Raw genomic sequence first — 23,507 nt, 5'->3', positions numbered from 1 at the left:
TGCCGCTCGCGCGAGCCCCGGATTGCGCTGCGCTCCATCCGGGCTACGCAAGGTCGCTGACAGAGCTCTCGTAGGGTGGAAGGCGCACTTATGCCGTGCCCACGATCTCTTTCTACATCGTCTAACGCTACGACGCGCGCTGCGCCGCGGTCATCACGATGCGGATCAGATCGGCGGCGTTGCGCGCGCCGAGCTTCTTCATGATGTTGGCGCGGTGATCCTCGATGGTGCGCGGGCTGATGCCGAGCGTGCGGCCGGCCTCCTTGTTGGACGCGCCGGTAGCAAACTGCTCGAGCACCTCGCGCTCCCTGCGCGTCAGCGGCTCGCGTCCGGGGAAATGCAGCGAGCCGAATTTCGGCGAAGCGCTCTCCGCCTGCCTGCGCGCATAAGCGCCGATCGCTTCGTCGAGCCGGCCGACGATCTCGCTGCCGCGGAACGGCTTCTCGATGAAGTCGAGCGCGCCGCTCTTGATCGCGCCCACCGCCATCGCGATGTCGCCCTGTCCGGAAATCATGAAGATCGGTGCCGGATAGTCCTCGCCCTGCAGCTCCTTGAGAATGTCGAGGCCCGACTTTCCGGGAATGTTCACGTCGAGCAGGATCGCAGCAGGCGTGCGGTTTCGCGCGACGGAGAGCAGCGCTGCGCCGTCCGCAAAACAGATCACCTCATAGCCCGCCGCCTTCAACACCATCGACAGGGTGTCGCGAACGGCAGGGTCGTCGTCCACTACGAAGATTTCACCGCGAGAGCTTTGTTCGGCCATGTGCCACATCCGGTTGGCATGAAGGACTCGCGTCCGCCCCAACCGTTTATGGCGTTCGGCGCGGATTCGGCCCACCCGTATTTGTACGGGACATGGACTTAACGCACAAGTAGCGGCAGGGTGCCTAATTGCGGGGTACGGAGAATATCCATGCTAAATTTCGCCGGCACACCCCCGCTCGTCGCGATGGCTGAAACCGACAGCCGTCAGTTGATCGCCGCCGATCTTCGCGCCCTGATCACACGGATCGAGAGCAGCATGCGCCTGATCGACGCAGCCATGATGGAAGCTGGCGTATTGGAAACGGGCGGCGATCCGGCCGGTTCCGCCGATATTTTCGTGCTCGACGACGTCACGCCGCGCTATGCGACGGCGAGCGCCGCCCTCAACGCCTGTCGGGCGGGCCTTGGCCACGCCCTGCAATGTCTGTCGGAATCCGGCACGCCGGGATAGCGCGCGATCGGCACGGCGCGCCGGCCGCATGCCATCGCATGGCAGCTCCGCGAACCCTAGGCGCGGTGCCGTTCCACGATCGCGTCGGTGGCGACACCACCCCAGGTGTGGATCGCGGGAAGGCCCATCGCGGTCTTGCCGAGATTGGCGAGGCTGATGCGCAGGGCCGCAAGGTCGAGCGGTTTCGGCAGGCTCTGCAGCTCGATCCCGACGGACCGGGCGAAGCTGCGGGCAGCGCTGCGGCGCTTGCCGTCCATGCCGCTGATGACGATCACGGCACCGCCGAACTTCGCAGCCGCCATCTCGCGCAGCACGTCGATGCCGTCGCCGTCCTCCAGCACGAGATCCAGCGTCACGCAATCGAAGCGGGCGGCGCGCAGCTTCTCGATCGCATCCGCCACGGACGGCGCCACGGTGACCTCGTGTCCGGCCTGTTTGGCGGCGACCGTGATCAGGCTGCGCTGCGTGGCATCGTCGTCGACCACCAGAAGCTGAAGCGGACGCCGCTCAGTGCCGTCGGCCAGGTTTGACGTGATGGGCGAAAGAGAACTTCTGGGCATTTCCGTATCCTGAGATTGAGACCGTCAATGGATACGATGTTCGCGCTTAAGCCACGTAAAGCCGCCCTCGCGAATTCGTTTTGATATCTTCAGAAAATGTGAAGCAAGAGATCGGAAGGACGGCAATGGACGCGGCGGATCACGCCGCGGCGTCGTGGCCGCCGGCCGCTCCGCGCTTCTTCCTGTTCTTGCCGCGCAGGAACTGGATGTCCATTTCGGCGCCGTTGACGCGGATCAGTTCGCAGCGGCGATAGGCAAGTCCCGTGGACGACAGCAGCAGGAAGAACTCTTTCAGGTTCAACCCCTGGATCGAGCCTTCCACCGTGAGAACGGCGTCGGTGTCGGAGATCGCGTTGAGCTTGCAGTCGCGGCGCCAGGTGCCGTCGATGGCCATGATGCAGACATCATAGCCACGACTGAAAGTCACGCGTTCCGTACCCTTGCCATCCTCGGCCATGTCTATCGCCCTGCCATGACCGCCAGGCGCGGCGCCGCGCCGGCGAGAGCCGGCTTGGCGGCAGCAGTGCGCGGATCGTTCGGCTTGTAGAGGCCGCGCCGCTCCGGAATCGGGCGGAACGTGTCGGTCAGGCCGACCACGGTTTCGGCCGCGCCCAGCACCAGGAAGCCGTCGGGCTCGATCTGGCGCGCCAGCCGGTTGAAGATGTTGATCTTGGTGTCCTGGTCGAAATAGATCAGCACGTTGCGGCAGAAGATGACGTCGAACGTGCCGAGCTGCGAGAAGTCGTGCAGCAAATTGAGCTGGCGATGCTGGATCATCGCCCGCAATTCGGGATTGACCTGCCAGGTCTCGCCGGTCTGCTTGAAATATTTGACCAGCATCTGGATCGGCAGACCGCGCTGCACTTCGAACTGGCTGTAGATGCCGGCCTTGGCCTTCTCCAGCACCTCCTGCGACAGATCGGTCGCGATGATCTCGATGCGCCAGCCGGTGAGGGCCGCGCCCATCTCCTTCAAGCACATCGCCAGCGAGTAAGGCTCCTGCCCGGTCGAACCGGCGGCGCACCAGATGCGCACACTGCGTCTGGCGGCACGTGCCTTGATGACCTCCGGCATGATGGTGTCGCGGAAATGATCGAACGGGACCTTGTCGCGGAAGAAGAAGGTCTCGTTGGTGGTCATGGCTTCGACCACGTCGGTGATCAGCTGACGCGCGCCGCCTTGCAGCTTCTGCACGAGCTCCGGAATACCGGAGAGGCCCGCCTTGCGGGCGAGCGGCAGCAGCCGGCTTTCGATCAGATATTGCTTGTCTGCGGAAAGGTCGAGCCCGGAATTGTCCTTCAGGAACTTACGCAGGTACTCATACTCGGTCGGGGTCACTGGTAGCCTCTTCGAAGCTGTACTGGAACACTCTGGCCAAAATGCGCGGGCCAGACTCACTCAGACCATGGCTTGTCCGACCGGGAGCAAGCCGACCTCAGCAAACTTGTCGGCGATGATGTCTTTGTCGAAAGGCTTCATGATGTACTCGTTGGCGCCGCCGCTGAGCGCCTGGGCGATATGAGCCACATTGTTCTCGGTGGTGCAGAACACCACCTTGGGCTGGTCGCCGCCGGGCAGGCGGCGCATGTGGCCCATGAATTCGAAACCGTCCATCACGGGCATGTTCCAGTCGAGCAGCACCGCATCCGGCAGCTGCCGCTGGCAGATTTCGAGCGCCTTCGAGCCGTCCTCGGCCTCGGTCACTTGGAATTCCAGGCCCTCCAGGATCCGACGCGCGATCTTGCGCACCACGCTGGAATCGTCGACCACCAAGCAGGTTTTCATTTTGGTTCTCCGGCTCCGATGTTTCGTTGGCTCACGCGGCCATTTGCACTTTGGTTTCGAGGTCGAGGACGCGATCGACGTCGAGGACGACCATGAGCTGACCGTCGAGGCGGTGGACGCCGCCGGCGAGCTTGGCCATGCGGGGATCGAGGTTGACGGGGTTCTCTTCCATGCCGGCCTCGGGCAGGCGCAGCACCTCGCCGATCTGGTCGATCAGCAGGCCATAGGATTCGCCGCGCAGGTCGACGCCGACCGCCATCGGCACCTTGCCGTCCTCGGGCTGCGGCAGGCCGAGACGGGCGCGCATGTCGACCACGGTGACGATGCGGCCGCGCAAGTTCAGCACGCCCGCGATCTCGCGCGAGGACAAGGGCACGCGGGTGACGCGCTCCGGCATGAACACGTCCTGGACGCGGGAGATCGGCAGGCCGAACAGCTGGCCGCCGATCATCGCGGTGACGTATTCGACCATGGCGCCTTCGGCGGATTGGGTCTTGTTGGTGGCCATAAGCGTATCTCCTGATCCCGTTGGTTACGCCGCTGCCCGGCTCAGCTCGGAGGCGCCGGCGGCGCCCGCGGTCTGCTCCTTCAGCGCCGCGATCAGACCGGGACGGTCGAACTTGGCGACATAGTCGTGGAAGCCGGCCTGACGGCCGCGCTCGATCGCCGCCGGCGACACCAGCGCGGAGAGGCCGATGATCGGCATCGAGCCGAGATTGTTGTCCGAGCGGATCACCTCGGCGAACTCGAACCCGTTCATGTCGGGCATCTCGATGTCGGTCAGCACCACGTCGAAGCTCTGCGCGCGCAGGGCAGCCAGGCCCTCCTGCGCGGTCGGCGCGGTGCGGACGCGGTATCCGGCGGCCTTGAGGACCGGGGCCAGCATGTTGCGGAAGAACGCAGAGTCGTCGACCAAGAGCACCGACTGCGAGTGCAGCGACGGCTTCATCTCCTTGCGGGTGAACCAGTCGGAGAACGCCATGGGCAGGAAGTGGCCGACGTCGATCACCTCGGTGGCCTGGCCCTTGATCACGGCCGAACCGAGGATGCCGGAGGAGGAGCCGCCGACCTCGATGTTGAGGCGTTCCTCGACGATGTCGATGATCTCGTCGACGACGAGGCCCATGGAGCGGCCGTCGTCGGCGAACACCAGGATCGGCTGGGCGCCCTGGCTTGCAATGGTGACGCCGTCCATGGCGACGAGCGGCATCAGCTGCTCGCGGTACTGCACCATGTAGCGGCCGTTACTGAACTCGATCTTGTCGGCGGGCAGCTCTTCGAGGCGCGTGACGAGCCCGAGCGGGACCGCCTTGGGCTGCGCCGAGCCGGCGCGGAAGACGAGGAGCGAGGTGGTCTGCTCGCCCGAGCCGATGTGGTGCGCGCCGTTCTCGTCGCCCATGTCATGGGCCGAGGAGCCGGCGGCGCCGAGCGCCTTGGCAATGCCGTTGGGGTCGATGATCATGATCACAGCGCCATCGCCCAGGATGGTGTTGCCGGAGAACATGTCGATGTGACGCAGTTTCGTCGACATCGGCTTGACCACGATTTCTTCGGTGTGGAACACGCCGTCGACGACGATGCCAAAAGTCTGGCTGCCGACCTGGGTGACCACGATGAAGCCGTTCTCGGGATCGGAGGCCGCGCCGTCGTCGATCTTCAAGAGCTTCTTCAGGTGGATCAGCGGCAAGAGCTTGTTGCGCAGACGAAGGACCGCGGTGTCCTTGATGCGCTCGATGCGGTGCTCGGAGTTGGCGCGGGCGCGGACCAGCTCGACCACCGAGAGCTGCGGGATCGCAAAGCGGTCGCCGGCGGCTTCCACGATCAGGGCCGAGACGATGGCCAGCGTCAGCGGGATCTTGATGGTGACGGAAGAGCCCTCGCCGGCCACCGACTTGATGTCGATGGTGCCGCCGATCTGGTCGATATTGGTGCGCACCACGTCCATGCCGACGCCGCGGCCGGAGACCGAGGTGATGGCGGCCGCGGTCGAGAAGCCCGGCGCGAAGATGAACTTGTGGATCTGGGCTTCGCTCATCTTCTCGAGCTCGGCCTCGGTGACGAGGCCTGAGGAGATCGCCTTGGCCTTGATCTTCTCGGTGTTGAGGCCGCGGCCGTTGTCGGCGATGCAGATGATGATGTGGCCGCCCTCGTGATAGGCGGACAGGCGGATGGTGCCCTGCTCGCCCTTGCCGCTGGCGAGGCGCTCGGCGGGGGTCTCCAGACCATGATCGGCGGAGTTGCGCACCATGTGGGTGAGCGGGTCCTTGATCAGGTCGAGCACCTGGCGGTCGAGTTCGGTGTCGGCGCCATGCATCTCGAGTTCGATCTGCTTGCCGAGTTCGCTCGAGAGGTCGCGGACGATGCGCGGCAGCTTCTGCCAGGCATTGCCGATCGGCTGCATGCGCGTCTTCATGACGCCCTCCTGCAGCTCGGCGGTGACGTTGGACAGGCGCTGCAACGGCACCTTGAACTCGGTGTCCTCGTTGCGGCGGGAGATCTCCAGAAGCTGGTTGCGGGTCAGGACCAGCTCGGAGACCATGGTCATCAAATGCTCCAGCGTATCCACGTTGACGCGGATCGACTGGTTGGCGATGCGGTCGCCTTCGGAGGCGCCCTCGTCGGCCATCGACTTCTTCGGGGCGGCCTTCTCCTTGGCGGGCTTGGCCGCTTCCTTCGCAGCGGGTGCAGGAGCCGGGGCTTCGGCGGCCGGCGCCGGCGCAGCCTCGACCTTGGCAACAGGCGCTTCGATCGCGGTCTCGCGGAAGGCGCGCTCGAGCTCGTCGAGCGAGACTTCGCCGGGGCGCAGCGGACGCTCCAGGGTCTGGTCGATCAGCGTGCCCGTGGTCAGGTCCTTGGCGGGCGCGGCAGCAGCAACAGGTGCCTCCGGCGCCAGCGGCGGGGCCTCGGTGACAGGAGCAGCAGCACCCGCCGCCATAGCCGCCATGCCCTGCTCGACCATCGCTTCCAGCTTGTCGATGAGATCGCGGTCGTTCCCCTCGGGCTCGGCCTCGGTCGCCTCCAGGCCTGCCAAAATCTCCTTGATGCGGTCGATCGAGGACAGGATCACCGTGACCGCCTGGCCCGTCACCGGCATGCCGTCGCGGAATTTGCCCATCAAGGTCTCGCCGGCATGCGCCAGCGCTTCGAGCCGGGGCAGTCCGAGGAAGCCGCACGTGCCCTTGATGGTGTGGACCAGGCGGAAGATGTTATCCAGGATCTTGGCGTTGTTCGGCTCCTGCTCGAACTTCACCAATTGATTGTCCACGGTGTCCAGGCTCTCGCTGGTCTCCGTCAGAAACTCCCGCAACAGATCATCCATGAGCTACGCCTTACTGACCTGAACCCTGGGACCTCGACGCCTGAGCCACCCTTGGCACGGACGGAAGCCCTCCTCTGGATCGTTAGACATCCCCTTTCACAGTCCCGTTAATTTCATCCTCCGTGCTAATACGGATATTGAAGAGAAGTTTGCGGTTCGGCGGCGTGCGGCAACGCTTTTCGGCAAACCCGGCTCCGTGCCGCCGCAGCTTGGAGTCGCGCAGTAAACGGGCCGATAACAGTGAGACGGCGCGCGCGGGAAAGCCCTGCCCATGAAGTGCGATAGGCACGGCCTGCGGGACGTCGACCCGAGCCGTCCGCAATCGGGAGCGCACCCGGGCCCCCTGTTTCGCGTGGTCGCCGCGACCTGCGAGGTCCGCACATGCGGTAAACGAACGGTTACCCTGTCGCCATGGCGGCCTGCGCCGCGCTAACCCAACCGCGCGGCCGAGGTCATGCCGCCGTCGGGACGATGCTCCGCCAGGCAATCGTTGATGGCGGCGAGCAGCGCATGCGGCGTGAACGGCTTGCGCAGGCAGCGTGCGGCACCGAGCTCCAGTGCCATCCGAAGAAAATCCGGTGCAGGCGAATTCAGGTCGGCGAAAGCATAGCCGGACATCGCGATCAACGGAACGACCGGCGCACGCTCGTGAAAGATCCGGATCGATTCGAACCCGCGCATGTGCGGCATGAAGATATCGATGATCATCAGATCGAATTGTCCATGTTCGAGGGCACGCAGGCCGGCTTCGCCTCCCTCGGCAATCGTCACTCGAAAATTGTTGCGCTGAAGATAGACATCGATGGCCATGCACACCATCGGGTCGTCGTCGACAACGAGAATGTGGCGTAGACTTTCGGTCCCCGTATGAGCTTCCGGTTTCGGCGATTCAATAATTGAACCGTGGGGCACGCCGTTCTCCTTTGCTTTCGAACAAGAGAGGAATGGTCGCAAACGTCATTGGCGGAACGAGCAAGACGGAGACGACGGAGATAAAATCCGCGGTCGTCGGCCGCCAAGGTTCAAGGCAATGTCGGATCATCGTAAGCGCTCGTCCGGCGGACGAGGCGGGGCGAGTGGACCGGCATCCGATGCCAGCACGGGTGCAATGCTTCCGGCTCATGAAGGCCCCCTTACCGCTTTTTCCTGCATGCCCTTGCAGGACACGCGCCGTCACGAGCGAATCAGCGCGCCATTCATATTTCCGCCGCAAATGAGACAGCCTGTCTGCCCTCTAACGGGTATATGGACGACGCCACAACCTTTACAATAGTATTTGTTCGCCGTGCAGCTGAACGACGAACGGACGCCGCGCCGATCGTCGATCGAACCCCTCGGATTGACCTGCATGACCGCAAGCGGGCGGCCGCCCAATCAGATCCTGCAACTGCTCGACGTCGCGGGTTTCAATCTGCTGCGTCCGCATCTCGCGACGATCGAAATGGTCAGGAAGTCTGTCTTGGGCGAAGCCGGGACCGCGCTGAGATATGTGTACTTTCCGCATGGCGGATCGGTTTCGATCACGGTGGGCCTGTCCGAGGGACAGATGATCGAGGTTGCGATGCTGGGCCGCGACAGCGTCGTGGGCGGCGGTGCGGCGCTTGCCGACGGCATCGCGCCGACGGACGCGGTCGTGCTGTTCCCCGGCGCGGCTTCCACGCTTGAAATAGCGGCTTTCCGCGCTGTCGCCGCCGCAAGCGCGCCGTTTCGCGAGCTGATGGTCCGGCACGAGCAGTCCTTGCTCGCGCATGCGCAGCAGTCGCTGCTCTGCAATACGTTGCACCCGGTCGAAGCGCGGCTCGCACGCTGGCTGTTGCGGGCCCGCGACCTGTCCGACAGTGAAATACTGCCGCTGACCCAGGAGGCGCTGGCGCAGATGATGGGCGTACGGCGCAATGCCGTCTCGCTGGTCGCGCACGCGCTGCAGCGTGCCGGCATCATCCATTACAGCCGGGGCCAGATCGAAATCCTCGATCTGCGGGCATTGGAGAAGACGTCCTGCGACTGCTATGCGGCGGTAAAGGCCCAACATCTGCGTCTGGTGGGAGCCGTGCCGTGAGGATGACTCCAGCCCTCAATCGTGTGCCGGCGTGAATGCAGCATCCGGGGAACGATCGCCGGGGCGGACATCTTGTCCCAATTGCCAATATATCCCGGCGGGAACATGATGGAACCTACCCGTGCAGGACGTGATGTCGCGTGTCGCGAGACGAGCGCGCGGGAAACGGGAGGCAGCTTTGGAAACGATGGTGCGCTCGTCCAACGGTTTCCTGTCCTCACTGCCGGCAGACGATTATGAATTGATCCGCCCGCATCTGCGAACAGTTGATCTGCCCCACGAGGCGGTGCTGGTCGAGACCGGCGAGGCGCTGAAGCGCGCTTATTTTCCTCACCGCGGCGTCATCTCGCTGGTGGTGAAACTCGCCAAGGGCGAACATGTCCAGGTCGCCATGATCGGCCGTGACAGCCTGCTCGGGGCGCTCTCGACCCTGGGCGATGCATGTGCGTTGAACACCGCCATCGTGCTGGTGCCGGGCCTTGCGTCGGTGATGGATCTCGACCGGCTGCGGATCGCCGCCGATCAGAGCAGCACCCTGCGCACCTTGCTGACGCGCCACGGACTGGCGGTCTACGTCCAGGTCCAGCAGACCGCGGGCTGCAACGCGGCCCATCCGGTGGAGTCGCGGCTGTCGCGCTGCCTGTTGCACACGCACGACCTGTCGGGCGACTACCGCCTGCTGCTGACCCAGGAGGCCATGGCGCAGATGATCGGAGCGCGGCGCAACAGCGTGTCGCTGGTGGCCAATACCTTGCAGCAGGCCAATTTCATCCATTACAGCCGCGGACACATCCAGATCGTCAACCTCGACGGCCTGCGCCAGACGGCGTGCGAGTGCTACGCCACCGTCAAGGCCCAGTACGACCGGCTGCTCGGCGCGCGCTGACCGCGGCCCGCATGGTGAACCGCCGGCTAACGCCGGCCTGCAAACACCTGATGTCCCGCTACCGGAACTGAAATTCGAATGCCGTAGAGACGGCGACGTGCCCTCGCGCGGGACGTACCGCGCGACAATGACCAATGATCAGGCAAGGCCATGTTTGACGTCACCATCGCGCCCGCGCAGCAAGTGCTCGATGCCGAACCCGCACGCGAGCCGCGCGCCTATGAAGCACTGGTGCGCGAGATCGGCGAGGATGGTGCGAGTGAAGTGCGCGACGTGTTCTGGAGCGAGACCTGCGCGCGCCTGCAGCTCTTCCGCACGCTCTCGCTCGCGCAACACCACGCCAGGATCGCGCGCGAAGCGCATTCGCTGAAGAGCGCGGCCGGAACGTTCGGCTATGTCAGGCTCGCGGCGCTGGCGCTCGTGCTGGAGAAGACCGCGGACAGGCTCGGCGATGTCGAATTCCGCGACCTGCTGGACCTGATGGATGCCGCCTACGCCGCCGCGCGCGCACAGGAGCCGCCGCGCTAACCACTCGGGCGTGCATTCCCGCCGTACTTCTACGGCGTGCGATTTTTAGAGATGGCTAATCATAGGTGGCGATAGTCCCGGAAAACCAGGAGGGTTTTCCATGTTCACCTACGAGACCGCGGACCAGAAAGAGGTTCGCCGCTTCCGCATCGCTCAGTTCAACGGCCGCATGGCGACGGTGAAGGCTGGCGAGTCGACGGTGACCGGCTTCGTGCGTTCGGTGCTGGAGCAAGAATCGACCATGCCTCCCCGCTGGACCATCACGATCATCCCGAACGGGCCGAGGGAAGAGATCAAGCCGCTGCGCCCCGCCTCGCGCGCGCGTCCCTTCGCCGAGGACTATTTCTGAGCGCGATCGGGCTTTCCGGACTTCCGGAGAGAGATCTCGGGTCTTGCCGGCGCCGCCTGCCGGCAATGCAACACGCCAGCCTCAGTCGATTGAATGCAGCAGCGCCGCACGGACGAGGTCCGCGGTGTTGCGCGCACCGAGTTTGCGCATCGCCTCGGCCCGATGGCTCTCGAAGGTGCGCGGACTGATCTGCATCCGAAGTGCCCCCTGCTTGTTCGAGTAACCTTCGCTGATCAGCCTCAGCACCTCGCGCTCGCGCTTGGTCAGGCGCTTCTGGCCCGCCAGGCCGAGCAGTTCGGTGCTCGGCACGCGCTGGGCGGGCTGTGCGCGCATCGCCTTGGTCTCCGCGTCCTCGACGCTGGACGGGATCGGCAAGCCGCCCTTGCCAGGGCCGGCAAGCTGCTTGACCAGGCCGCAGACGCGCTCGGTCTGCGCCAGCGCATTCTCGACCACCCGCTGCAGATAGGCACGGTCGCCGGTCACAGGCGCGAGCTGATCGCTGTGATGCTTGATCTCGCCCATATAGAGCAGCAGCGCGGTCAGGGGGCCGTTGAGCTCGCGGGCGATGGCAGCGGCCATTTCGTCGGCCGCCTTGGCCCGGGCGGCGCTCAGGCGGACGAAATCGAGCTCTTCAGTTGGAGCAGCGCTGCTTTCGTACCATTCCGACGGCCGCGAATCGGTGGCCGTTTCATTCTGTGACCCCATGTCACTCATTTAGCGGAACCCGGGGCGCTCTGTGGTTAACTTTTTGCTCCGTAAGACTACGGTGATTTTGACGGTTTTGCGCTAAAATGGCGGCGTCGGCACAATTTGTGCTTGAGTCATGCTTCCCTCGACCGCGCAGAGGTTGAGTTTCCCGCCGAATTCCTGGCTAATTCTTGGGCAGACAGGCGAAAACTCCTTAACTGCGGCCTTCGCCGCGAGGGCGCCCCCCGGTTTTTACGGAATAATTAACGGCGACTTGCTTCTCTTGGGGTTGAGAGCGCGCAAATGCCTCCACGCATTGGGCCCGCACGCCCGCGGGAAACGCTGCGAAAGATTGCGTGCCATGAACGAGATCGATCGGCTGTCGGAATTCCTGCAGAGGCTGACGCCGCTGTCGCGCAGCTGTCTGCTCAGCGAACTCGAGCGGCTCGAGCTGTGCGGCATCGACATGCCGGGCTCGGCGGAGATCCAGGCGCGACTGCGCGCCGAATTTCGCAAGGACGGATCGACCCAGGCGCGCGCCACCAGCCCTTCGCGCTACTTCTTCGCGCCGCTCGAGCTGCTGCTGATCGACGGCGCGCCCGAGCACGCCAACATGGGGCGGATCTCGCGCAACACCCTCACGCCGATCTGGGAGTGGATCTGCCGCGATCTGCTGCCGACCATGGCACGCGACTACATCAAGGCGATCGGCGACCAGGTCGCCGCCAACAACCCGAAGGAAGTCCTGAAGATCGCGTCGACCTTCCAGACCAAGGTCGTCAAGGTTCTCGAGAGCACGTTCGCTTCGGCGGAGAGCGCCGAATTCGCTCGCGGCAAGCTCGCGCAGTACACGGCATCACGCAGCGCCTTCGACGACGTCAAGAAGATGCTGCATGTGCTGCGCGCCGGCAATGCGCTGCCGAAATTCAACGAGAAGCTGCCCGAGAAGATCGCGAAGTTCGGCGACGGCCAGGTTGCCCAGATCACCGCGCAACTCGACGCCTTCAAGAAGGCCCATCCGGAAGCACTGCCCTTCGCGCTGGCGCTGGTGGCGCGGCGCCTCGCGACGTCCTGGCAATTGGCGCGCCTCGCCACCAAGGCTGCCGCGAGCAAGAGCGCCGCTGACGTCGCCGCCACGCCCTATGCCTGCGTCATCCCCATGGTGCTCGACCGGCTCGACGACAAGCGCCTCGCGCTTCGTGTCGCGCTCCGGCACAACCGGGTGCTGGTCGCGCGCGATCTGCTCGCCGATATCTACGACACCGAATATGCGCTCAAGGTGCGCATCGACGGCATCGAGAATTGCGAATGGGGCGTCCGCCTTCAGCAATTGATGGACGCGATCGCGGCCCTGGTGTCCGCCGAGGTCAGCCGCTTCCCGTCCAATGTCGGCCATATTCTCGGCTCGCGCCGGCTGCGCAGCCATGACACGATCGGCGGCAAGCTGACCTATCTGGCCTGGAAGGGGCGCGACGCGATGCAGGACGGCGCCGCAGCGTTTCGCAAATTGATCGGACAGAGCTGATATCGCACGTCGCGCTTAATGCGCGCGAGGCAGGCATAGGAAGCGATCGAGAAATCGCCCTGACATCACGACCCTGAACCACCAATACATCAACCGCCGCGTCGTCATTGTCGCAAATCCTCGACAGCCCACCACCGGCTACGCGGAGCAATAGCGCAAGTGCAGCAATACGCGTGTGATGCGTTTCACATTCGCGGCGGCACGCGCGGCCGCGTTGTCGCAGCATCTCCGCGCGCACTGGCGAAACATGCCCGCACCGCGCGAACGCGAGCCGTCCCCTGCCCACCCTCGCTCGTTGGTTAGGGTGGACGACTGACACACTGTCCACGGACGGCGCTCCATTCACCATCGGCGTCGCGCACGGCCGGTCGCGCATCGCAAAATGGCGTCTTAAATTAATCTTCCGATGGTGTTGCAGGTGCTTCGAAAGGATACATCACGTCATCGCTCACCAGCGTCCGCCGGCGCGCAGGTTGCGCCCATGTTGCGCGATCGAAGATCTGCATGCGCGTGCAGCCGTTGCGCGTGAGGTGCTGGGGTATGCGAGTTGTTTTCGAAGAATTCGTCGAAAAATTAGCTCGAGTTGCAGGGTTTAACGTTACTCAAATAATTCAACAACGATGTGAAGCTCACCTTATTTGGACCCACGCTCGCCGTTTAAGAAACCGTCACGGAACGGGAGTGGTATACGATGAACGATGGGATGGTTGAGCTCGTCGGACGAAGGCCTGTGACCTTCGGACGGCGAAAGGTGACGCCGCGCGCCTGCGTGGCCGACAGCAAGCGTCACTTGCGCGCCTTCCTCAGCGAAGTGCTGGAGGATCTCGGCTTCGTCACCAGCGAATGCGCCAGCGCGGACGAGCTGCAGACCGTGCTCGCCACCGAATTGCCGGATCTGATCCTGCTCGGCGTCGCCACCGACGGCATCGAGCCGGGACGGTTTCTGGAGATATTGGTGCGTGAAGCCTTCGCCGGGAAAGTTTTGGCGGTCGGCGCGCGCGAATCCATCATCGTCAGGGCCGTGCGGCAGGTCGGCGAGGAATATGGCCTTGCCATGCTGCCGCCGCTGACCACGCCCTTTGCCGCGGAGACGCTGCGCGAGCGTGTCGCGATGCTGCTGCCGGACGAACCGGCGCCGAGCCCGGCCGTCCATGTCGGCGAAGCCCTGCACGCCGGCTGGCTGGAGCTCTGGTACCAGCCCAAGATCGACGCGCGTACGCTGGTCCGCAGCGGCGCCGAGGCGCTGGTGCGGATGCGGCATCCGACCTGGGGCGTCGTGCCGCCGGCCTATTTCATTCCGGAGCCGCACGATCCGCATTTGCGCGACCTGTCGGAGTTCGTGATCGATCGCGCCATGCAGGACTGGCACTATCTTCTGGAACATCAAAGCCCGGTCGATCTGTCGATCAACCTTCCCGCCTCCTATCTCAGGGATCCGCAGGCGGTGCGCGATCTCTGCCGCCGCGTGCCGACGCATCCGGCCTTCGGCGGGCTGACGGTCGAGATCGACAGCGAGGAGGCGATCCGCGACCTCGATCTCCTGACCGAGGTCGCGCGCGAGGTCGGCCTGCACAATATCGGCCTGTCGGTCGACAATCTCGGCGCCAACTGGCCGGCGCTGATGGAGCTCGACAGAATTCCCTTCGTGAAGCTGAAGGCCGACCGGCAATTCGTCACCGGCAGCGGCAATGACCGGCTCAAGCGCACGGTGTGCCGCCACATCGTCGAGCTCGCGCAGGGCTATGGCGCGCGCAGCGTGGCGCAAGGCGTCGAGAGCCGCGCCGACCTCGTCGCGGCCAACGAGCTCGGCTTCGACCTCGTGCAGGGCTTCCTGTTCGGCAAGCCGATGCCGCTGAAGAAGTTCGCCCGTTCGACGCTGACGAAAACGGTGATGGAGTAAGTTCGCCTGCGGCTCACGTCGTTGAAGGCGCGCGAGACTTGTCGGTCTCGCCCGCGCCTTCGCCGGCCTGCCCTTGCAATCTTCGCGCTCAGGCTTTCGCGGCGCAGGCATCCGCCGGCAAGTGAACACCCGCCTCTCTCGTCGAGTCTCTCGGCGCGGTGCTGGCCTCGGGCGCGAGGTGGATCGCAAAGCCGCTCGCCGCGGGAGGCTCGAGCCCGGGGCGCAGCTGCATGCTTGGAATCAGGTAGTCGCCGCCGTTTTGGCGCCGATACGGAATGGGCGAGGCCGTCGCAAGCGTCCTGACCCTCTCCCGCAAACGTTCGGCCATCGCGTCGAAACCGGCTTCGTCGAGCTTGTCGGCCTTGTAGACGACGAACGGCGGAAGGACGTCGTATCCCGGATAGTAGAGAATGCCGTGATGGATTGGAAACAGCAGGTCGTCGATCGGCCCGTTGATTCCGCGAGCCGAGTAATGCTCCTGCCAGCCGCCGGTCGTCACGATCAGCATCGCCCGTTTGCCCGCCAGCTTGCCTTCGCCGTAGCGATCGCCCCACCGCGTGTCGCTGTGCTCGCCGACGCCATATGCGAAACCATAGGCGAACACGCGATCGACCCATCCCTTGAGGATCGCCGGCATGCTGAACCACCACAGCGGGAATTGCAGAATGAGCGTATCTGCCCATAGCAACTTCTCGATCTCGCCCCTGACGTCGGGGGTGAGCGCGCCGCTTTCGAAAGCCTGCTTGGATGCAGCCGCGGGCGCAAGGCGCGCATCCGTCGGCAGCGCCGGGAAGTCGGCGCGGCCGATGGCCGAGGTCCAGCCCTGCGCGTAAAGGTCCGACACCCGCACGTCGTGGCCCTGCGCCTCGAGCTCTCGGACCGCAACATCCCGCAGCGAGCCGTTGAGCGAACGCGGCTCCGGATGCGCAAAAACTATCAATACCTTCATGATCGGCACCATTCGTTGAGGATGTCCCGCAGCTAGCGCGGCCCCCTGCAATCCGCTAGATGACGGTAATGGATAGGATCATACCGAAAAATGGATAGATCGGAGGTCAGCCTCGAGCGCATGCGCAGCTTCGTGAGGGTCGCCGAGCGGGGAAACCTGTCGGCCGTCGCGCGCGAGCTCGGCGTTGGCCAGTCCAGCGTGACGCGGCACATTCGGGAACTGGAGCAGGCCGTGGGCGTGCCGCTGCTCACGCGGACCACGCGCAGCGTGACGATGACCGAGGAGGGGCGCCGCTATTATGCCGATTGCGTGCAGATCTTGCGCCTGGTCGAGCACGCCGGCGACGAGGCACGCAGCGCCCGCGGCGCGCCCGCCGGAACGATACGGATATCCTGCACCGCGGCGTTCGGCGTGCTCCACGTCAGCCGTCTCATCTTCGCTTTCCAGGACCGCTATCCCGATGTGTCGGTGGACCTCAATCTGACGGACGAACGGGTCGACCTCGTGAGGGAAGGTGTCGATGTCGCGCTCCGCCTGGGGCCGCTCGCCGAGAGCTCGATGAAGCTCAGATCCCTGGGGCAGTCGCGGCGGCTGCTTGTTGCCGCGCCCGACTATCTGACGAGGTGCGGCAGGCCCGCGCGTCCGCTGGACCTCGCAAGCCACCAGGGAATCAGAATGTCCAACGTCGCCGGCAGTGATGTGCTCGTGCTGCAAGGCCGCCGCGGCGGACGCCATGAGGTCCCGTTCACGGGGCGATTGCGCGTGGATCACGGACTTGCCGCGCGAGAGGCGTTAGCGGCCGGCCGCGGCATCGGGCCCACGCATCTGTGGCTCGTCCACGATCTTCTCGCGGCCGGCAGGCTCGAACGCGTGCTCGCGGACTATTCGCCGCCTCCCGTCCCGCTGAGCCTACTGATCGTGCCGGAGCGCTCCGGCGTCGCACGGGTACGGCTGCTGGTCGATTTCCTCGCCGGGCAGATCGCGCGAATTCCCGGAATCGAAAAGGCTCAGTCGGGCAGGCGACAGAGCTAACGTGCCGTCAGGCAAACCGCCGCGCGAAGAACACGCAGGCGACCACGAGCACGGTCGCGGCGATCATGCTCCAGGCGACGGGCTCGTGCAGCAGAAGGCCCGCGAGCGCGAGGCCGAAGAACGGCTGGAGCTGTTGCAACTGGCCGACCCGCGCGATGCCGCCGAGCGCGAGGCCGCGGTACCAGAAGATGAAGCCGACGAACATGCTGAAGATCGAGACGTAAGCGAGCCCGACCCAGGCGGGCACGCTGATGCCGCTCCATGCGGACGGCCAGGTGAGAAGCGCGACCGGCAGCATCAGCGGCAGAGCAAGCAGCAGCGCCCAGGAGATCACCTGCCAGCCGCCGAGCCGGCGCGACAGCGCCGCGCCTTCGGCATAGCCGAGGCCGCACAACACGATCGCGGCCACCATCAGGAGATCGCCGGTGAACGAGGCCGATCCGTCGCCGGACAAGGCAAAGCCGGCCACCGTGGCACTGCCGAGACCCGCGAACAGCCAGAACAGCGGCTGCGGCCGCTCGCCGCCGCGCACGACGGCGAAGACCGCCGTCGACAATGGCAACAGGCCGATGAAGACGATGGAATGCGCGGAGGTGATGTGCTGGAGCGCGAGCGCGGTCAGCAGGGGAAAGCCGACCACGACACCGACGGCGACGATCGTGAGGGAGACGAGATCCTTGCGCTGCGGCCGCGCCTGACGGAGCAGACCGAGCACGGCAAGACCGATCAGCGCCGCGATGACCGCGCGCACCGAGGTCAGGAACAGCGCGGAGAAGCCGCCGACCGCGACGCGCGTCGCCGGCAGGGAGCCGCTGAAGATGATGACGCCGAGAAGTCCGTTGCCCCAGCCGCTGCCCGCAGATTGCATCGCCGTCCCATTGTCCTGTGTCGCGACACTGAGCCCTCGGCGGTGGCGAGACCAGTGACAATCCAGTACAATCCGGCAAAACTGTGTGGGTATGGAAGGTCATACACTTTGGACAGCGAGGCGCAAACCAGGGGACGCGGCGGCAGGCGGACCATCGACGTGATGAGCGCGATCCGCGCCAAGGTCGCCGGCCGCGCGCTCGGTGCCGGCGACCGCCTGCCGTCGATCCGCAGCTTCGCCGCAGCGATGAACGTCTCGCCCTCCACGGTGGTGGAAGCCTATGACCGCCTCGCCGCCGAAGGCCTGATCCGCGCCCGTCGCGGCTCGGGCTTCTATGTTGCGCCGGCGATCATGCCGCCGCTTGCGCTTGCCGAAGGCGGGCCGCGGCGCGACCGGGAGGTCGATCCGTTCTGGGTCTCCCGGCAATCGCTCGATGCCGAAGCTGGCGTGCCAAAGCCCGGTTGCGGCTGGCTGCCGGCGAGCTGGATGCCGGAGGCTGGCTTGCGCCGCGCGATCCGTGCGCTGGCGCGGACCGATGCGGATCTGTTGACCGACTATGGCAGCACGCGCGGCGGACTTGTGCTGCGCCGGCTGCTGCTCGCGCGCCTCGCCGAGGATGCGATTCACGCGTCCGTCGATCAGCTCATGCTGACGGGCTCGGGGACGCAAGCCACCGACCTCGTCTGCCGCTTCCTGCTGCGTCCCGGCGACACGGTGCTGGTCGACGATCCCTGCTACTTCAATTTCCGTGCGCTGCTGCGGGCGCATCAGACCAGGATCGTCAGCGTGACCATGACGCCGACGGGCCCGGACATCACGCGCTTCGAGCAGATCCTCGCCACTGAGCGTCCCAGGCTCTACATCACCAATTCGGCCCTGCACAATCCGACCGGCGCGACGCTGTCGCTTCAGACGGCGCACCGTCTGCTGACGGCGGCCGCGGCGCACGACCTCACCATCATCGAGGACGACATTTTCGGCGACCTCGAGCCGGAGCGCTCGGCGCGGCTTGCCGCGCTCGACGGGCTCAATCGCGTGATCCGCATCGGCAGCTTCTCCAAGACGCTGTCGGCCTCGGTCCGCTCCGGCTACATCGCCGCGCGGGCCGACTGGATCGAGCATCTCGTCGACCTCCAGGTCGCAACCAGCTTCGGCGGTCCGAGCCCGGTCGCGACGGAGATCATCGCGAAAGTGCTGGCCGGCGGCGGCTATCGCAAGCACATGGACGAACTCCGGCAGAAGCTCGCGAGCACCCGGCGGGACGTTGCGCGAAGACTCGGGGCGATCGGCATCGAGCCCTGGCTGATGCCGCGCGGCGGCTTCTTCCTGTGGTGCCGCCTCACGGGCGGGCAGGACGCCGCACAACTCGCGCGCGCGGCGCTCGCGGAGGATGTGGTGCTGGCGCCGGGCAACGTGTTCAGCGTGGCGCAGACCGCCTCGCACTTCATGCGCTTCAACGTGGCGCAGATGAACGATCCCCTGGTGTGGGACGTGCTGCGGCGGGCATTGAAAAAGCACTCCCGAAACAACGGCGCCTGATCCGCGGCAACGGGATTAAGCAAACTGAAACGCCGATACGGGCTAAGTGGGCAGAAAGAGGTTGCGGCATGGGCCCGCTGGATTAAGCTGCGCAGTGTAAATTTCAGCCGGCCACGGGTCGGTCACATCATTAGCTGAACGACATTCATGCGCTATTTCATTCTCGCGGCAATTGCCGTTCTCGCAATCTGCAATTGTCCGGCCCAGGCCGAGACCTTGCAGAAGAAATACGGCCCTGGATGGAACTGCAGCTACATCTCCTTCGACTTGTATGAGCTGTACAAAAAATGCATGGACTGCGACAAGGGCGGAGAGGATGTCGCTGAAATCGGCTGGAATCAGGGACAATGCGTCAGCAGGCTCTCGTTGAGAGAGAATCTCGTCACCAGGCCGGACTACGAAAGTCCTCAAGAGGAACGGATGCGGCTGAACAGCGCCGCCGCCGCCGCTCGCGAGCTGATGGAGCTGCAGCGTTGGCGAAATCAGCGCACGCCACTGGAGTCGGACGTTTCAGGTGACGGTGGCGGGCGCGTGGCTCCCAGTGCCAGGAAGCCAAATTCCTCCCCGAGCGGACATTCCTTCCCAACCAGAGAATCGGGCGTCAGCGGCTCCCGCGAGCCTGCCGGCTCGAGCCCGAATTCACCCAACATCGGCTCAAAGCCATCCGCGTCGAACGTCAGCGGGCCAACGCGTCCCTCAGCTTCGGCGCCCGTCGGCGGCGTGCACATCGGAGCGGCGCCGACCGGGACGGAAAGCGACCTGAGCGAACTCAGGCGCAAGATTCTCAATTTGAAGAAGCCGGATACTTGACCGAAGAATTTATAAGGGCGGGGACATAGACTTCCATGATGCACAAGGTGCTTGTCGATCGGCGCGGTTTTCTGGCGTCAGGAGTGAGCGCGTTAGTCCTGCAAAAGCCCCTGGCTGCGATGGCGGCGGACAAGTCGTGCAGCGTTCCCGCCGCGGTTTCGAAAACGGACATGCGGGCGGAGGTCGCCGTCTCGCTGCGCGAGGCGTTGAAGCGGGCGAAATCGGGCGGGTCAAAGCGGCTCACCGGATTGAGCCGGATCGATACCGTCTGCCGGGACGACGACTACGACATCCTGCTCTGCGGCATTGCCGAGAAGGGGCAGCCGGATCTTTATCTCGACGATCTCATCGTCGCGATCAGGTCGGCCGCGAGGAAGTACGGCAACATCGAGCCGGGAATCTCTCTGGATCCGGACAGAGATCAAACGCCGCATCTCGACCAGATTTCGGGGCGCGATGCAGCCGCGAAGCAGCAATATTTGCGGATGTGCTCCCAGCAGCCGCAAAAGGTTCGCGTCGACTCCCTGCCCAGGCATTGTCGCGTGACGAAGGTGCTGGTCGAAGCCGACTATCGCATGAAGCAGGTTTCGCAGGGCACGCTGCAATTGCCGGTCAGTCCGCCCTTGCCCGGGACGTTCGCGCGCCGGCTCGATCAGTCGCGACAGATGCTGCGGGCCGGCACGTCCATGGGCGATTGGAGCAGCCGGCGCCGGTTCTGGTTCGAGCCAGGCAAGTTCGAATATTCACACGACTACCAAATAGCGTCGCTGCAGTCGGCCCAGGTGATCCTCAGCGACGCCGATGCCAATGCGGATGCAGGCGCCAAGAGCGGCAACGAAGATCCCATCGCAAGGGAGTTCGCCTGCGACTGGACCGCCCGCATGGAAGAGACCATCCGCGCCGAGCCGATCTGGCGCGACATGTACAATATCTACCGGCATTTCGCGATCGCCCATATGCTGAAGGAGCAGAACCTCCACCATTATGAGCTCACGCGGCTGATCGACGCTCACGAGATCGATCACGTCGAATTGCCCGATACACTTCCAGGCCTGGGGCGTTGGGAAACCATCGAGGAGACCAAGGGCAACCGTCGCATGACGCTGGTCTCATCGGTGTGCGGCGGGGTGTCGCTCGGCCTTGCATCGCGCGTGACAGCAACCCGGATCAACTCTGAAAGCAATTCTCCGTCGCAGATGGCATTGCTGTCGCGGGCCGTCATGCTCTCGCGGCCGGAAAAGACATCGGTGAGCTGGAGCATTCCCGCGACGGCGCTTCAAGCCGCCGCAAAATGGTATGTGGAACGGGAAGAGCAGCGCCAGCAAGCGGCCAGAGAGTCCGAGGAGCGGGACCGCAAGCAGGCTTTCGACACCAAGCTGGGCATGGCGCTTCTGGGCGGGTTCGTGGTGACCTCATGTTTCGTCGGATGGCTGATGAACCGCCGAAACGCCCCGGCCGCTTCATTGCCGGCCGCAGCTTCGGATGGATCATCGACGCTCGTCATGAAGATTCCCGCCGAACCGGGGTCGTCGGCGGAGGTTGCAGGCTTGCGGCGCAATGACCCTTGCCCGTGCAATTCAGGAAAACGCTACAAGCATTGTCACGGCGCGCACGAGGCAACCTAATACAGCGGTTCCTCATACACCGGCTGTCCGTCGAGCAGCAGCCGCTTGATGGCGGCGCGGCCTGAGGGCAGCACGGCGGCGACGATGCGCAACTTCTGCTGGTTGCGGGCCTGCTCGAGCTTGCCGCCCTCGCCTTCCGGCACGAAATAGCTTTCAAGGCCGTATTTGACCGTCAGCTTGTCGCAGAAGGTGCGGATGTGCGATCCGCAGGAATAGCTGACGCGGCCGCGGATCAGCACCTCGGGCGCGGTGACCGGCACCGGCTCGGCATGCGCGGAAACGGCGGCGTAAACGCCGTCGGCGTTGGGCACGAGCTTGACGAACACGGCGGGGTTGCGCGACTCCGCCGGCTTGCCGGCGAGCGCGCCGGCCGCGACCTGCGAGATGTCGTAGCGCAACACGACATAATCGCCGCGCAGGAGATCGCGCGGATCGACCGGCTGGGTCTGCAGCGTGACCTCGGTGCCTTCGCGCAGGATCTGCACGCGGTCGACCACCATCAGCACCAGCAGCAGGCATTGCAGCAGAACGGCGACGCCGAACAGCACGGGCTTCGGGATGCGCTGCCAGAGCGCGGACATGGATGTGATCAGCTGGTTCATCGTGCACTCCTCGGCAGCGCGCGGTTGAGCGCCGTTGCGAAGGCGACGGCGACGATGCCGGCCGCCGCAAGGAACGCCGAGCGGGCGAGCAGCGAGCCCTTCACCGCCCAGGTGATGCCGGCGATGACGCCGGCAATGCCGAGCCAGCCGGCCACGATGCGCGGCCGCACGTCGTCGAGCACGCCGGAGACGACGAGGCACAGCATGGCGCACAGCAGCGCGGCATAAGCGAGCCACGGCTCGCCGGCTGTCGCGACCGGCCAGAGCGGTGCGGCAAGCAACACCAGCCCGATCGCGCAGGCTGCGAGGATCTCACCTTTGCGCTTGGTGAGCGCGGCGGAGACGAGTGCGAGGACCACGCCGGCCGCTCCGCACAGGATCGCCCACAAGGGCTGGGCGGATCCCGCGCCGGTGCGGAAGCGGATGATGTCGTCGACCGTCGTGACCTCGAGGACCGCGGCCGCGGCGAGCGAGAACGCGCCGTAGATCGACAGCACGCTCCCGAGTTGCAACGCCCGCGGCGAGGGCGCAGCTGCGATCGCAAGCCCGGCGCCGAACAGCAGGGCCGCGCTGTTCGCGAGCACGAAGGACGGCTGCGGCCCGTCGAAGTCGAAGCGCAGCGAGGTGGCGATCCACCACGGCAGCACCGCGAGCGCGACGAGGTGGGCCGCGACGCGGGAATTCCACGCGAACGCAAGGCCGGCGGCGAGCAGCCAGACCGCCAGATACGGAAGATGCAGGATGTCGGGCGCATCAATGATCCGCATGCAGGTCCAGATGCCGGCGGCGGCGAGGCCGACCGCAAGCGCCCCGCGCGAGCCGGTGAGCAGCGCCGCGGCCAACGCGCCGATCGACCACAGCAGCATGCCGCCGGCAAAGTCGTCGCCGAGATGATACATCTGGCCGACCAGCGCGATGCCCGCACCGAAGATGATCGCACCGATGCTGGCGCAGAGATCGGCGAGAACCTCACGCCCCCGCGCAGCGAACCAGGCGCCGAGAGCAGAGGTCACGACCATGCCGGCGATGAGGATCGCAAACCGCAGCAGCCGCGCGATCTCCGTCCAGTGCGCGGCGACGAAGGCGAGGAACGCCGCCGCGATCAAGAGACCACCGACGATGCCGACCACCACCGCGATATTGATGCCCGCAGGCAGCGGCGGCAGTGCATGGCGGATCGCGGCGGCAGCCGCCGGCGCAATCACGCCGTCGGCCTCCCATCGCGCAAGATCGGCGTCGAGGCGGTCGCGGTAGGTCTTCTCGAACAT

Annotated in this window: 23 protein-coding genes and 2 pseudogenes; 12 read left to right on the top strand and 13 right to left on the bottom strand. The window is 65.1% G+C overall.

What is annotated here, in order from left to right; genetic code table 11:
* Window positions 1-127: 127 nt before the first annotated feature.
* Complete coding sequence (locus XH83_RS02325) at window positions 128-763, bottom strand: response regulator transcription factor (protein WP_194405491.1); 636 nt, start codon at window positions 761-763, stop codon at window positions 128-130.
* A gap of 150 nt (window positions 764-913) precedes the next feature.
* Between XH83_RS02325 and XH83_RS02320 the strand changes: the two genes are divergently transcribed.
* Window positions 914-1,216, top strand: a complete 303-nt coding sequence (locus XH83_RS02320) for a hypothetical protein (RefSeq protein ID WP_194405490.1) — start codon at window positions 914-916, stop codon at window positions 1,214-1,216.
* Window positions 1,217-1,272: 56 nt separating this feature from the next.
* Here the strand turns inward: XH83_RS02320 and XH83_RS02315 are convergent, their stop codons facing one another.
* The 7 genes from XH83_RS02315 to XH83_RS02285 all read right to left on the bottom strand — a co-directional run bounded on the left by XH83_RS02315 (window position 1,273) and on the right by XH83_RS02285 (window position 7,792).
* The gene (locus tag XH83_RS02315) at window positions 1,273-1,776 is read right to left on the bottom strand and encodes a response regulator (RefSeq protein ID WP_194405489.1); all 504 of its coding nucleotides are present in this window, start codon (window positions 1,774-1,776) and stop codon (window positions 1,273-1,275) included.
* Window positions 1,777-1,915: 139 nt separating this feature from the next.
* The gene (locus XH83_RS02310) at window positions 1,916-2,233 is read right to left on the bottom strand and encodes a PilZ domain-containing protein (protein ID WP_194405488.1); all 318 of its coding nucleotides are present in this window, start codon (window positions 2,231-2,233) and stop codon (window positions 1,916-1,918) included.
* 2 nt (window positions 2,234-2,235) lie between these two features.
* Window positions 2,236-3,114 (bottom strand): protein-glutamate O-methyltransferase CheR, encoded by an 879-nt coding sequence (locus XH83_RS02305; protein ID WP_194405487.1) that lies wholly within the window; start codon window positions 3,112-3,114, stop codon window positions 2,236-2,238.
* A gap of 60 nt (window positions 3,115-3,174) precedes the next feature.
* Window positions 3,175-3,561, bottom strand: a complete 387-nt coding sequence (locus XH83_RS02300) for a response regulator (RefSeq protein WP_194405486.1) — start codon at window positions 3,559-3,561, stop codon at window positions 3,175-3,177.
* 31 nt (window positions 3,562-3,592) lie between these two features.
* Window positions 3,593-4,069 (bottom strand): chemotaxis protein CheW, encoded by a 477-nt coding sequence (locus tag XH83_RS02295; protein ID WP_194405485.1) that lies wholly within the window; start codon window positions 4,067-4,069, stop codon window positions 3,593-3,595.
* Between the two features lie 24 nt (window positions 4,070-4,093).
* Entirely contained in the window at window positions 4,094-6,880 is a 2,787-nt protein-coding gene (locus tag XH83_RS02290) for a hybrid sensor histidine kinase/response regulator (RefSeq protein ID WP_194405484.1), read from the bottom strand.
* Between the two features lie 429 nt (window positions 6,881-7,309).
* A complete protein-coding gene (locus XH83_RS02285) occupies window positions 7,310-7,792 on the bottom strand; it encodes a response regulator (protein WP_194408136.1) in 483 nt (160 codons plus the stop codon).
* 436 nt (window positions 7,793-8,228) lie between these two features.
* Between XH83_RS02285 and XH83_RS02280 the strand changes: the two genes are divergently transcribed.
* The 4 genes from XH83_RS02280 to XH83_RS02265 all read left to right on the top strand — a co-directional run bounded on the left by XH83_RS02280 (window position 8,229) and on the right by XH83_RS02265 (window position 10,702).
* Window positions 8,229-8,939 carry a Crp/Fnr family transcriptional regulator gene (locus XH83_RS02280; RefSeq protein ID WP_194408135.1) on the top strand — a complete coding sequence of 237 codons (711 nt, stop codon included), beginning with the start codon at window positions 8,229-8,231 and terminating at the stop codon, window positions 8,937-8,939.
* Between the two features lie 187 nt (window positions 8,940-9,126).
* Window positions 9,127-9,825: a Crp/Fnr family transcriptional regulator gene (locus XH83_RS02275; RefSeq protein ID WP_194408134.1), complete on the top strand. Its 699-nt coding sequence runs from the start codon at window positions 9,127-9,129 to the stop codon at window positions 9,823-9,825.
* A 150-nt stretch (window positions 9,826-9,975) separates the two neighbouring features.
* A complete protein-coding gene (locus tag XH83_RS02270; RefSeq protein ID WP_194405483.1) occupies window positions 9,976-10,353 on the top strand; it encodes an Hpt domain-containing protein in 378 nt (125 codons plus the stop codon).
* A 100-nt stretch (window positions 10,354-10,453) separates the two neighbouring features.
* On the top strand, window positions 10,454-10,702 hold the full coding sequence (locus XH83_RS02265) for a hypothetical protein (protein WP_194405482.1): 249 nt from the start codon (window positions 10,454-10,456) through the stop codon (window positions 10,700-10,702).
* A gap of 81 nt (window positions 10,703-10,783) precedes the next feature.
* Here the strand turns inward: XH83_RS02265 and XH83_RS02260 are convergent, their stop codons facing one another.
* Complete coding sequence (locus tag XH83_RS02260; protein WP_194405481.1) at window positions 10,784-11,407, bottom strand: helix-turn-helix transcriptional regulator; 624 nt, start codon at window positions 11,405-11,407, stop codon at window positions 10,784-10,786.
* A 343-nt stretch (window positions 11,408-11,750) separates the two neighbouring features.
* Between XH83_RS02260 and XH83_RS02255 the strand changes: the two genes are divergently transcribed.
* Together XH83_RS02255 and XH83_RS02250 are read left to right on the top strand one after the other, a co-directional pair.
* Window positions 11,751-12,914: a hypothetical protein gene (locus tag XH83_RS02255; protein WP_194405480.1), complete on the top strand. Its 1,164-nt coding sequence runs from the start codon at window positions 11,751-11,753 to the stop codon at window positions 12,912-12,914.
* A 691-nt stretch (window positions 12,915-13,605) separates the two neighbouring features.
* The gene (locus tag XH83_RS02250; protein WP_194405479.1) at window positions 13,606-14,814 is read left to right on the top strand and encodes an EAL domain-containing protein; all 1,209 of its coding nucleotides are present in this window, start codon (window positions 13,606-13,608) and stop codon (window positions 14,812-14,814) included.
* 88 nt (window positions 14,815-14,902) lie between these two features.
* Here XH83_RS02250 and XH83_RS02245 read toward each other — a convergent pair whose 3' ends face one another.
* The gene (locus XH83_RS02245) at window positions 14,903-15,763 is read right to left on the bottom strand and encodes an NAD(P)H-dependent oxidoreductase (protein ID WP_194405478.1); all 861 of its coding nucleotides are present in this window, start codon (window positions 15,761-15,763) and stop codon (window positions 14,903-14,905) included.
* 90 nt (window positions 15,764-15,853) lie between these two features.
* On the opposite strand from XH83_RS02245, the gene XH83_RS02240 reads away from it, so the two are divergent.
* A complete protein-coding gene (locus XH83_RS02240; RefSeq protein ID WP_194405477.1) occupies window positions 15,854-16,795 on the top strand; it encodes a LysR family transcriptional regulator in 942 nt (313 codons plus the stop codon).
* 7 nt (window positions 16,796-16,802) lie between these two features.
* Here XH83_RS02240 and XH83_RS02235 read toward each other — a convergent pair whose 3' ends face one another.
* A complete protein-coding gene (locus tag XH83_RS02235) occupies window positions 16,803-17,663 on the bottom strand; it encodes a DMT family transporter (RefSeq protein ID WP_194405476.1) in 861 nt (286 codons plus the stop codon).
* Between the two features lie 162 nt (window positions 17,664-17,825).
* On the opposite strand from XH83_RS02235, the gene XH83_RS02230 reads away from it, so the two are divergent.
* The 4 genes and pseudogenes from XH83_RS02230 to XH83_RS40340 form a co-directional block, all read left to right on the top strand.
* The gene (locus tag XH83_RS02230; protein ID WP_371746373.1) at window positions 17,826-19,202 is read left to right on the top strand and encodes a PLP-dependent aminotransferase family protein; all 1,377 of its coding nucleotides are present in this window, start codon (window positions 17,826-17,828) and stop codon (window positions 19,200-19,202) included.
* A gap of 147 nt (window positions 19,203-19,349) precedes the next feature.
* A complete protein-coding gene (locus XH83_RS02225; RefSeq protein ID WP_194405474.1) occupies window positions 19,350-20,012 on the top strand; it encodes a hypothetical protein in 663 nt (220 codons plus the stop codon).
* 35 nt (window positions 20,013-20,047) lie between these two features.
* Window positions 20,048-20,566 (top strand): annotated as a pseudogene (locus XH83_RS40345) (hypothetical protein); the annotation flags it as partial.
* A gap of 957 nt (window positions 20,567-21,523) precedes the next feature.
* Window positions 21,524-21,637: pseudogene (locus tag XH83_RS40340) on the top strand (SEC-C metal-binding domain-containing protein); the annotation flags it as partial.
* Here XH83_RS40340 and XH83_RS02215 read toward each other — a convergent pair.
* Window positions 21,634-22,239, bottom strand: a complete 606-nt coding sequence (locus tag XH83_RS02215) for a GDYXXLXY domain-containing protein (RefSeq protein WP_194405472.1) — start codon at window positions 22,237-22,239, stop codon at window positions 21,634-21,636. The pseudogene XH83_RS40340 and the gene XH83_RS02215 sit on opposite strands and share 4 nt — an antisense overlap.
* The gene (locus XH83_RS02210) at window positions 22,236-23,507 is read right to left on the bottom strand and encodes a DUF2157 domain-containing protein (protein ID WP_194405471.1); all 1,272 of its coding nucleotides are present in this window, start codon (window positions 23,505-23,507) and stop codon (window positions 22,236-22,238) included. The genes XH83_RS02215 and XH83_RS02210 overlap by 4 nt, the downstream gene beginning before the upstream one ends.

Source organism: Bradyrhizobium sp. CCBAU 53351 (assembly GCF_015291745.1).
Lineage (GTDB): Bacteria > Pseudomonadota > Alphaproteobacteria > Rhizobiales > Xanthobacteraceae > Bradyrhizobium.
Note: the sequence above shows the minus strand (reverse complement) of the source record. Positions and strands in the feature narration are given on the sequence as shown.

Excerpts from the sequence above, each read along its gene's own strand:
- XH83_RS02325 (WP_194405491.1), bottom strand. The coding sequence starts at position 763 with ATGGCCGAACAAAGCTCTCGCGGTGAAATCTTCGTAGTGGACGACGAC.
- XH83_RS02320 (WP_194405490.1), top strand. The coding sequence starts at position 914 with ATGCTAAATTTCGCCGGCACACCCCCGCTCGTCGCGATGGCTGAAACC.
- XH83_RS02315 (WP_194405489.1), bottom strand. The coding sequence starts at position 1,776 with ATGCCCAGAAGTTCTCTTTCGCCCATCACGTCAAACCTGGCCGACGGC.
- XH83_RS02310 (WP_194405488.1), bottom strand. The coding sequence starts at position 2,233 with ATGGCCGAGGATGGCAAGGGTACGGAACGCGTGACTTTCAGTCGTGGC.
- XH83_RS02300 (WP_194405486.1), bottom strand. The coding sequence starts at position 3,561 with ATGAAAACCTGCTTGGTGGTCGACGATTCCAGCGTGGTGCGCAAGATC.
- XH83_RS02295 (WP_194405485.1), bottom strand. The coding sequence starts at position 4,069 with ATGGCCACCAACAAGACCCAATCCGCCGAAGGCGCCATGGTCGAATAC.
- XH83_RS02290 (WP_194405484.1), bottom strand. The coding sequence starts at position 6,880 with ATGGATGATCTGTTGCGGGAGTTTCTGACGGAGACCAGCGAGAGCCTG.
- XH83_RS02280 (WP_194408135.1), top strand. The coding sequence starts at position 8,229 with ATGACCGCAAGCGGGCGGCCGCCCAATCAGATCCTGCAACTGCTCGAC.
- XH83_RS02275 (WP_194408134.1), top strand. The coding sequence starts at position 9,127 with ATGGTGCGCTCGTCCAACGGTTTCCTGTCCTCACTGCCGGCAGACGAT.
- XH83_RS02270 (WP_194405483.1), top strand. The coding sequence starts at position 9,976 with ATGTTTGACGTCACCATCGCGCCCGCGCAGCAAGTGCTCGATGCCGAA.
- XH83_RS02265 (WP_194405482.1), top strand. The coding sequence starts at position 10,454 with ATGTTCACCTACGAGACCGCGGACCAGAAAGAGGTTCGCCGCTTCCGC.
- XH83_RS02260 (WP_194405481.1), bottom strand. The coding sequence starts at position 11,407 with ATGGGGTCACAGAATGAAACGGCCACCGATTCGCGGCCGTCGGAATGG.
- XH83_RS02255 (WP_194405480.1), top strand. The coding sequence starts at position 11,751 with ATGAACGAGATCGATCGGCTGTCGGAATTCCTGCAGAGGCTGACGCCG.
- XH83_RS02250 (WP_194405479.1), top strand. The coding sequence starts at position 13,606 with ATGAACGATGGGATGGTTGAGCTCGTCGGACGAAGGCCTGTGACCTTC.
- XH83_RS02245 (WP_194405478.1), bottom strand. The coding sequence starts at position 15,763 with ATGAAGGTATTGATAGTTTTTGCGCATCCGGAGCCGCGTTCGCTCAAC.
- XH83_RS02240 (WP_194405477.1), top strand. The coding sequence starts at position 15,854 with ATGGATAGATCGGAGGTCAGCCTCGAGCGCATGCGCAGCTTCGTGAGG.
- XH83_RS02235 (WP_194405476.1), bottom strand. The coding sequence starts at position 17,663 with ATGCAATCTGCGGGCAGCGGCTGGGGCAACGGACTTCTCGGCGTCATC.
- XH83_RS02230 (WP_371746373.1), top strand. The coding sequence starts at position 17,826 with ATGAGCGCGATCCGCGCCAAGGTCGCCGGCCGCGCGCTCGGTGCCGGC.
- XH83_RS02225 (WP_194405474.1), top strand. The coding sequence starts at position 19,350 with ATGCGCTATTTCATTCTCGCGGCAATTGCCGTTCTCGCAATCTGCAAT.
- XH83_RS02215 (WP_194405472.1), bottom strand. The coding sequence starts at position 22,239 with ATGAACCAGCTGATCACATCCATGTCCGCGCTCTGGCAGCGCATCCCG.
- XH83_RS02210 (WP_194405471.1), bottom strand. The coding sequence starts at position 23,507 with ATGTTCGAGAAGACCTACCGCGACCGCCTCGACGCCGATCTTGCGCGA.